The sequence below is a fragment of the Caballeronia jiangsuensis genome, assembly GCF_046030135.1.
Taxonomy (GTDB): Bacteria; Pseudomonadota; Gammaproteobacteria; order Burkholderiales; family Burkholderiaceae; genus Caballeronia; species Caballeronia jiangsuensis.
The window spans coordinates 23444-29746 of the sequence record NZ_JAQQDB010000063.1 but is presented as its reverse complement, the minus strand read 5'-3'; the positions used below and the strand labels follow the sequence as shown (position 1 = coordinate 29746).

The following is a 6303-nucleotide window of genomic DNA, read 5'->3' as shown; positions in this document are numbered from 1 at the left end:
GGTCGTTTCTTTGTTTTATTGGTAGCGCGTGCTGCCGGACATCTTCTCAACGCAGCAGTCGTTGCGTTTGTCCGATCAATTGCAACACGAACTAACCAAGCCGAAGAACCCTCCCCTTCACTGCGCCCTTCGTCGGATCAACGATTTTCTTTTGACCTTAGACGGAACCGTCAATGATTGGCTATCCGAATTATTTCGCCTACCCGACTACGTCGCCCGCGCAAATTTACGGGTTTTTCTCAACATAACGGGGCGCTTTGCGAGCGGTCTGCGGGCGCTTACGGAAGTGAACGTACAGACGGTTCGCAAGATGGTCGAGGAAAGCAGCACGCTTCTGAACGCAGGCGATGAAGCAGGCGCAGGCGACGTGCTCGGCTGGCAGTCGATCATGTTCGCGCAGTTTCCCCAAAAAGCCGCGTCATACGGCTAGCACATGCTGTCGATTACCACGTCGATGCAAGCCGAAATAATCGGCAAAGTACCTCGCCAGTGTGAATGCAACAATGAAGTTCAGCGACGTGCCGAACGGGTTCAAAGCGGGCGTGATGATGGATGGTCAGCCGTTTAATCCTGACTCCGGTAATGGCCCGGCGCGATCAAGGTTGAGGCGCAGCAGTGGAATTAATGTTTAGATCCATCAGATTGAGCTGCGGAAGCGAGTGTGGCGGCGAAGACCTCAAGTGGCGAATGGAAGGCGTGTGAGTGGCGCGAGGCCTGCTGTTCAGACTGTCGGCAATGGCACCAAGTTCCCCTGACTGTAGACCGAAAGGTCGGTGCCTTTGGGCAGATACTGGAAGAGCAGACCGTCGATGTTTTCACAAGTGCCGCGTTGCCATGGGCTGTGCGGCTCGCAGAAGTACACCTTCATACCGTGGCGGCGGTGAGCTCTGCGCGCGTTATCGTGATTGCCGGCGAGCGTCGCAGCGCTACACATCAGTGCGCCGGACGATGAAGCCGCCCGCAGATACGAAAAAGGCGAGGCCGATCGTGAGCCTTTTCGATGCCAACATGTAAGAGGCGCTCGTGCATCGTCACCCTCGTTTGAGCGCGTCGTCATTGCCGAATGACTTGGTACCGTTGCCCGACTCAGGTGGTACTTCCTGTTTCGGCCGGTGTTGTGCAGGAGACTTTTCGGTTTCGCCAGAAGTTGGTTGACGCACTCCTTGCGCGGGATCGCCGCCTGTGGCAGCGCCCGGTCCTGGCAGGTTACCCAGCGAGCCACCACCGCTCGCTCCGCTGCCCGCATCGCCGAGCGGCTTATCGGTGCTGCCCGGTCCTTCCAAACGATCGCTGCTCATGACCAGTCTCCTTTCTTTGAAATCATTAATGAGCAATGCGCATGCCAAGGGTGGTAGTTGGCTTGCCATGACGATTGTGTCGCGATCTGGCCTCGGCGCAACAGTCCGTGAAAGAGAAGCGCAAAACCAGCATTCAGTACGATTTTGGTCAAAGTTTATTACACGAGCCGCGGATCGTTTTATCGGTATCCGTGGCTTGCGGATCGACCCTGGGAACCGCCGGGCCGATTCAACGCGCGCGGTCAAGGGAGGGTGCCGCACGCACGCGACACAGCAGCGAAGTCGCTTATGGTGCCGGTCGCATTCGCCTGCGGTTTTCGCCAGTCAACCCTCGTCTTCCAGCAGGACGGCAATGGTTCCACGCTCGCTCTGGCAGCCCGCCTCGTAGTCGACGTCGTGCGGCGCGAGATGTTGAATTGCACGCAGCAATCGCGGCGTGAAGCTTGCGCCGAAGCGCGCCACCAGCGCGTCGCGCTCAAGCAACACCTGTTTCGTATAAGTGTGTTGCGATGCACGAACGAACTCAGTATCAACAGCTTCAACCCGAAGAGCGCCTGACCATTGCCAGCCTGCATTTGCAGGGGTCGAGTATCCGGACCATGGCCCGGATACTCGGGCGCTCGCCAGCCTCCGTAAGCCGTGAACAATGGCAACGGACATCGCGCGGCTCGCGCTGAAGAGCGATGAGATCGGCACGAAGGAAGCGCAGCCCGATGCGCGCGTCGCCAGCTTCGAGCCGATTCATGTTGGCGAGGATGGCGTGTTGTTGCATCGCTTAGGTTTGCGGCCGATAAGCCTAGTGCCGGGATCGCGTATCGCAGCCGTGCTCGGCGCGCAAGCGAGCATTCTCTGCAATCATCGTTACAGGCTCAATCCGGCGCTCGAAGCGTCGCTCGCGACGCTCGGCGTGACCGTCAGCGCGCACGACGAGAGCGGCTCGACTGCCGATGCCATCGAGGCCGATAAGCATCCGTTCTTTGTGGGCATGCAGGGGCATCTCGAACTGTCGTCGCGTGATGGCGTGCCGCATCCTTGCTGATTGCGTTTCTGGAAGCGGCAGCGCGCCGTTCATAGGCGTAAGCGCCCGCTTCGAAAGCGGGCGCTTACGCAAAAGCTCGAACTTAGCTGATCGCCTACCCGAACAACGCGGCATCGACATGCTCGCCCGATGCCACGATCAACACACGCTTGCCGCGAAACGGCGCCGCCGCTGAGTCCGTCATCAGGCCCGCCAGCGCGACCGCGCCGTCCGACTCCACGACCACGAGCGCTGCGCGAGCGTGCTCGCAAGGTGTGCGCACAGCAAAACCAAAGAGTGCATTTACTGTGTGCAAGTGACGGGGTATAACCGATGGTCCGCACAATCAGTCTTTGCCGCGCTTCAATGGCGGCAACCGGGGGAAGCGACGGCAAGTCGTCGGCGGTTTTGAATCCGGCGACGGAAGAAGCGATCAGACGCGTCGCGCATGCGTCGGCGTCACGCTCAGATCTTGAAGCTCTCCAGCGTCGCAGGATGAAAGAGCTCCTCGGGCTGCAACAGTCGGCTAGACAAGCCTTCCTTATGATGCCGTTCGAGGAAGCGCGACAACACATGCCGGTTCGGTTCGAAGCCATAAGACCAGAAATCGTGTCCCATGAGACGCCGCGCATTGCGTAACTGCTCTTCGACGAACGGCAACGTCACCTTGGTCGCAGAGGTGTCGCTGAGCCTGGCGAGCGCCAGCGCCTTACTTTTCTCGAGGGCCTTCGCCACCGCACCGGGCAGCCAGGGATGCTGCTCGGCAAGCGTGCGGCGCACGCCCAGCAGATGCATGATCGGGAAGAGTTTGGTGCGCGTGTACCAGTCGGCGGCGGCTTTTTGCGGATCGTCGAATAGGTATTTGACGTTCGGATGGCCGTTCGTAAAGCACGATGGCGCGCGCGGGCCGATGAGCGCATCGATCTCGCCGGATGCGAGCATGCCCGAGATCGTCTGGTTTTCTGCTGCGTTCTCGAGGCGCACGTCGCCGGGCAGCTTCAGACTGATCTTTTCCAGCCGGCCAGCTTCCTCGTAGCCGCCGCGAACCCACGTGACGTCAGACGGCTTCAGGCCGTGGTCCTCCTCGAGGAACAGACGCGCCCACACGTTGGCCGTCAACTGATATTCCGGCACGCCGATGCGCTTGCCCTTCAGATCGGCAGGCGACTCGATGCCGCGATCGTTGCGGACGTAGATCGACGTATGGCGAAACGCGCGCGAAGGAAAGATCGGCACGCCGATATACGGGCTCGTGCCCGCCGCCGTCTTGACGCTATAGCTCGACAGCGACAGTTCGCAGATATCGTAGTCGGCGTGTCGAAACGCGCGAAAGAAGATCTCTTCCGGATCTTGCAGCATGAAAGTCGGATCTACACCGTCGATCTGCACCTCGCCGTCGACCAGCGGCCGCATGCGATCGTAATTCCCCACCGCGACCGACAGATTGAGCTTGCCCATATTCAATTTTCCTTTGTGATTGACGTTTCGTCGCCGATGAGCACGTCGCGCTGTTCGGCGCTCGAGCGCAGCATCGCGAGGCAAATTTCCAGCGTGCCGCGCGCCCAGACACCGTCGTGCAGCGGAGCGGTGTCGCTGTGCACCGCGGCCATGAGTTCGTCGATGACTTCCGCCCGCGGCACCTCGGGCGCATCGAGCTCGATGCGCTCGCGCCGTTCGTCTCCATATACGACGATGCCGTCGGGCATCGGCCGAAGATCGCCGCGCTCGCACGACACGATCAGCGGCCCGAAGTGCTGATGCCTGCGGGCATCCGGAACTTTCGTGGCGGGCGCATAGGCGTTGCCGCCGTAAGTGCCCGCAGCCTTGAGACGCGCCTCTTCATCGCGGGACGCCACTTTTGAAAGCCTGCGCCGCGCGACGCCATACTCGTCGGCGCTGCGCGTCTGCCCCATTTCGCCGATCCAACCGGTCCACTCGTCCGAATCGAAGTGCCCGTAGCCGTTGTAGGCAAGCGTCGCGAATGCTCCGCTCTCGAACCAGAGCGTCGCGGTGTATGCGCCTTCCGTCGGACGCGCCGGGTCCCAATTGCCGACGGCGGCCCGGATACGCGTAACACGACTTCCCGCGAGCATGCGCACGATATCCACCTGATGCGCCGCCTGACTAAATACCGCGCCGCCGCCCTCTTCCGTCTTCAGTTCCTCCGGACGGCGCGGCCGGTAGAGATAGTCGGTATAGTTGAGCGCCTGGATCATCTTCACGTCGCCGAATGCGCCCGATGCGATCAACTCGCGCGTACGCAGATACGGTGTATCGAAACTATGGCAGTGACCCACGATGAGATGCACGTTCGCCTCGCGGCATGCAGCGATCATGTCGTCGCACTCGGCGAGCGACAGCGCCATCGGCTTTTCGACGAGCACGTGCTTGCAGTGCAAAGCTGCGATTCGCGTATGCGCCGCATGGAACTGATGCGGACTGGCGATGTAGAGCGCATCGATGTCAGCGAGGCGCGCGAGCGCTTCGACATCACCGAAGGCCGGCGCGTCGAAGTCGGCTTCGAACTGCGCCCGCGCCGTCTCGCGCGGATCGCAGGCCGCGGCGAGCTGCACGCGCGCATCGGCGAGGAAGGTCGGCAGCATCAGCGAGAAGGCGCGGCCGAGGCCCACGATTCCGAGTCTGATCCGCTTCATCAGACCTGAACCTGATAGTTCGATTCGAGTTCCGGCGCGTCCCGCCCAGTCGGCTCCGTCCAGACAGGATGCGCCGCGTATTGCTTCCAGTCGGTGTCCTTCGGCACCATCGCCTGAAAGGAACAGACACTGCGTGGAATCGCCTTGGCGCCGGTACCGATGGCGCCCTCGCCGGACTTGAACTCCTCGAGTGCATCGAGCATGCGACGGCGGAACTCGACCACGGCGACATCGCTCGCACCAAGGCGCTCTTCGGTGCGATCCGCGATCGCGCCCATCGTCACCCACATTGCGATGTCCTGATTGGGGAAGCCCTTGATGCCGGTGAAGTTCCCGGCCTTCATGGCTTCACGATCCTGCCAGAAACGGTTGTCGTGATTGCGCAACGGCCGATAGTACTCGTCGAGATCGATGCCGACCTGCTGCCCGAGGAACTTGCGCCACGTCTCTGTTTCCGGCGTCCTGTCCGGATCGCCCCAGGCCATGAAATAGAACGCGGTGCTGGTGTCGTCGCAGGGCACGTTGATGTTCGCCACGTTGTAGAGATTGTTCGGCGGGATCAGCGCGGTGGCCGGCGCGACGAACACGGTCGAGCGCACATAGTCATGCGTAGCCGCGTTCTGTATCGGGCGACGCAGTGCGGCATAGCGGAAGCCGTATTCGGTGCGATGCACCTGGAGGCGAGGCGCCTTGTCCGTCGATGGGCGCAGCCAGTTTTTCGAGGTCGCTTCCGCCCCGCCCACACGCGCTGGCACGAAGTCCGACGAATGCAGGCTCGAACTATGCGCCGAATCGATCGCGCCTTCGAGAATCTGCGCCCAGTTGCACGGCAGGATCGCCTTGGCGATGCTCACGCGCGTGTCCTCGGTTGGCGCCCATGCCGGCGGCACGAACTCGGGAATGGCGTCCTGCGGGCCCATGTACGCCCACACGAAGCCACCCCACTCTTTCGTTTCATAGGCCTTGTGCCTGACCTTCTTCGTCATGTCGCTGCACGAAGGCTCCGAGACCATCTCGATCACATTGCCCTTCACGTCCATCTTCCAGCCGTGATAGAGACAGCGCAGACCGCAATCTTCGTTGCGTCCATAAACGAGCGACACCCGGCGATGCGGACAGTACTCGTCCATTACGCCGACGTTACCGTCGGTGTCGCGAAAGACCACCAGATCCTCGCCGAACAGACGCGCCTTCACGGGCGCCCCGTCCGGTTCGCTGACTTCTTCGATGAGACACACCGGTGTCCAATGACGGCGCATCAACTGACCCATCGGCGCATCGCCTTCGACGCGGCACAGCAATTCATTTTCTTCGTGCGTGAGCATTTACGCTT

Annotated in this window: 8 protein-coding genes and 2 pseudogenes; 3 read left to right on the top strand and 7 right to left on the bottom strand. The window is 61.2% G+C overall.

Annotated elements, in window-relative coordinates; all coding sequences use genetic code 11:
- Positions 1-28: 28 nt before the first annotated feature.
- Positions 29-430 (top strand): hypothetical protein, encoded by a 402-nt coding sequence (locus tag PQR08_RS36535; RefSeq protein WP_250487805.1) that lies wholly within the window; start codon positions 29-31, stop codon positions 428-430.
- 191 nt (positions 431-621) lie between these two features.
- On the opposite strand, the pseudogene PQR08_RS36530 reads toward PQR08_RS36535, so the two are convergent.
- From PQR08_RS36530 to PQR08_RS36520, 3 genes and pseudogenes are all read right to left on the bottom strand, one after another.
- Positions 622-865: pseudogene (locus PQR08_RS36530) on the bottom strand (transposase); the annotation flags it as partial.
- Positions 866-1031: 166 nt separating this feature from the next.
- A complete protein-coding gene (locus tag PQR08_RS36525; RefSeq protein ID WP_250487804.1) occupies positions 1032-1298 on the bottom strand; it encodes a hypothetical protein in 267 nt (88 codons plus the stop codon).
- 324 nt (positions 1299-1622) lie between these two features.
- A complete protein-coding gene (locus tag PQR08_RS36520) occupies positions 1623-1781 on the bottom strand; it encodes a hypothetical protein (RefSeq protein ID WP_408164138.1) in 159 nt (52 codons plus the stop codon).
- Between the two features lie 26 nt (positions 1782-1807).
- Between PQR08_RS36520 and PQR08_RS36515 the strand changes: the two are divergent.
- A pseudogene (locus PQR08_RS36515) lies at positions 1808-1942 on the top strand (helix-turn-helix domain-containing protein); the annotation flags it as partial.
- Positions 1943-1944: 2 nt separating this feature from the next.
- Positions 1945-2337: a glutamine amidotransferase-related protein gene (locus PQR08_RS36510; RefSeq protein WP_250487802.1), complete on the top strand. Its 393-nt coding sequence runs from the start codon at positions 1945-1947 to the stop codon at positions 2335-2337.
- A gap of 94 nt (positions 2338-2431) precedes the next feature.
- Here PQR08_RS36510 and PQR08_RS36505 read toward each other — a convergent pair whose 3' ends face one another.
- The 4 genes from PQR08_RS36505 to PQR08_RS36490 all read right to left on the bottom strand — a co-directional run bounded on the left by PQR08_RS36505 (position 2432) and on the right by PQR08_RS36490 (position 6295).
- The gene (locus PQR08_RS36505) at positions 2432-2563 is read right to left on the bottom strand and encodes a hypothetical protein (RefSeq protein ID WP_284509271.1); all 132 of its coding nucleotides are present in this window, start codon (positions 2561-2563) and stop codon (positions 2432-2434) included.
- 218 nt (positions 2564-2781) lie between these two features.
- Complete coding sequence (locus tag PQR08_RS36500) at positions 2782-3774, bottom strand: ABC transporter substrate-binding protein (RefSeq protein WP_250487801.1); 993 nt, start codon at positions 3772-3774, stop codon at positions 2782-2784.
- Between the two features lie 2 nt (positions 3775-3776).
- Entirely contained in the window at positions 3777-4970 is a 1194-nt protein-coding gene (locus tag PQR08_RS36495) for a Gfo/Idh/MocA family protein (protein ID WP_250487800.1), read from the bottom strand.
- On the bottom strand, positions 4970-6295 hold the full coding sequence (locus PQR08_RS36490) for a Rieske 2Fe-2S domain-containing protein (RefSeq protein ID WP_250487799.1): 1326 nt from the start codon (positions 6293-6295) through the stop codon (positions 4970-4972). The genes PQR08_RS36495 and PQR08_RS36490 overlap by 1 nt, the downstream gene beginning before the upstream one ends.
- Positions 6296-6303: the final 8 nt, after the last annotated feature.

Bases quoted from the DNA above. Each gene is read 5' to 3' on its own strand.
- PQR08_RS36525 (WP_250487804.1), bottom strand. From the start codon at position 1,298: ATGAGCAGCGATCGTTTGGAAGGACCGGGCAGCACCGATAAGCCGCTC.
- PQR08_RS36510 (WP_250487802.1), top strand. From the start codon at position 1,945: ATGGCAACGGACATCGCGCGGCTCGCGCTGAAGAGCGATGAGATCGGC.
- PQR08_RS36500 (WP_250487801.1), bottom strand. From the start codon at position 3,774: ATGGGCAAGCTCAATCTGTCGGTCGCGGTGGGGAATTACGATCGCATG.
- PQR08_RS36495 (WP_250487800.1), bottom strand. From the start codon at position 4,970: ATGAAGCGGATCAGACTCGGAATCGTGGGCCTCGGCCGCGCCTTCTCG.
- PQR08_RS36490 (WP_250487799.1), bottom strand. From the start codon at position 6,295: ATGCTCACGCACGAAGAAAATGAATTGCTGTGCCGCGTCGAAGGCGAT.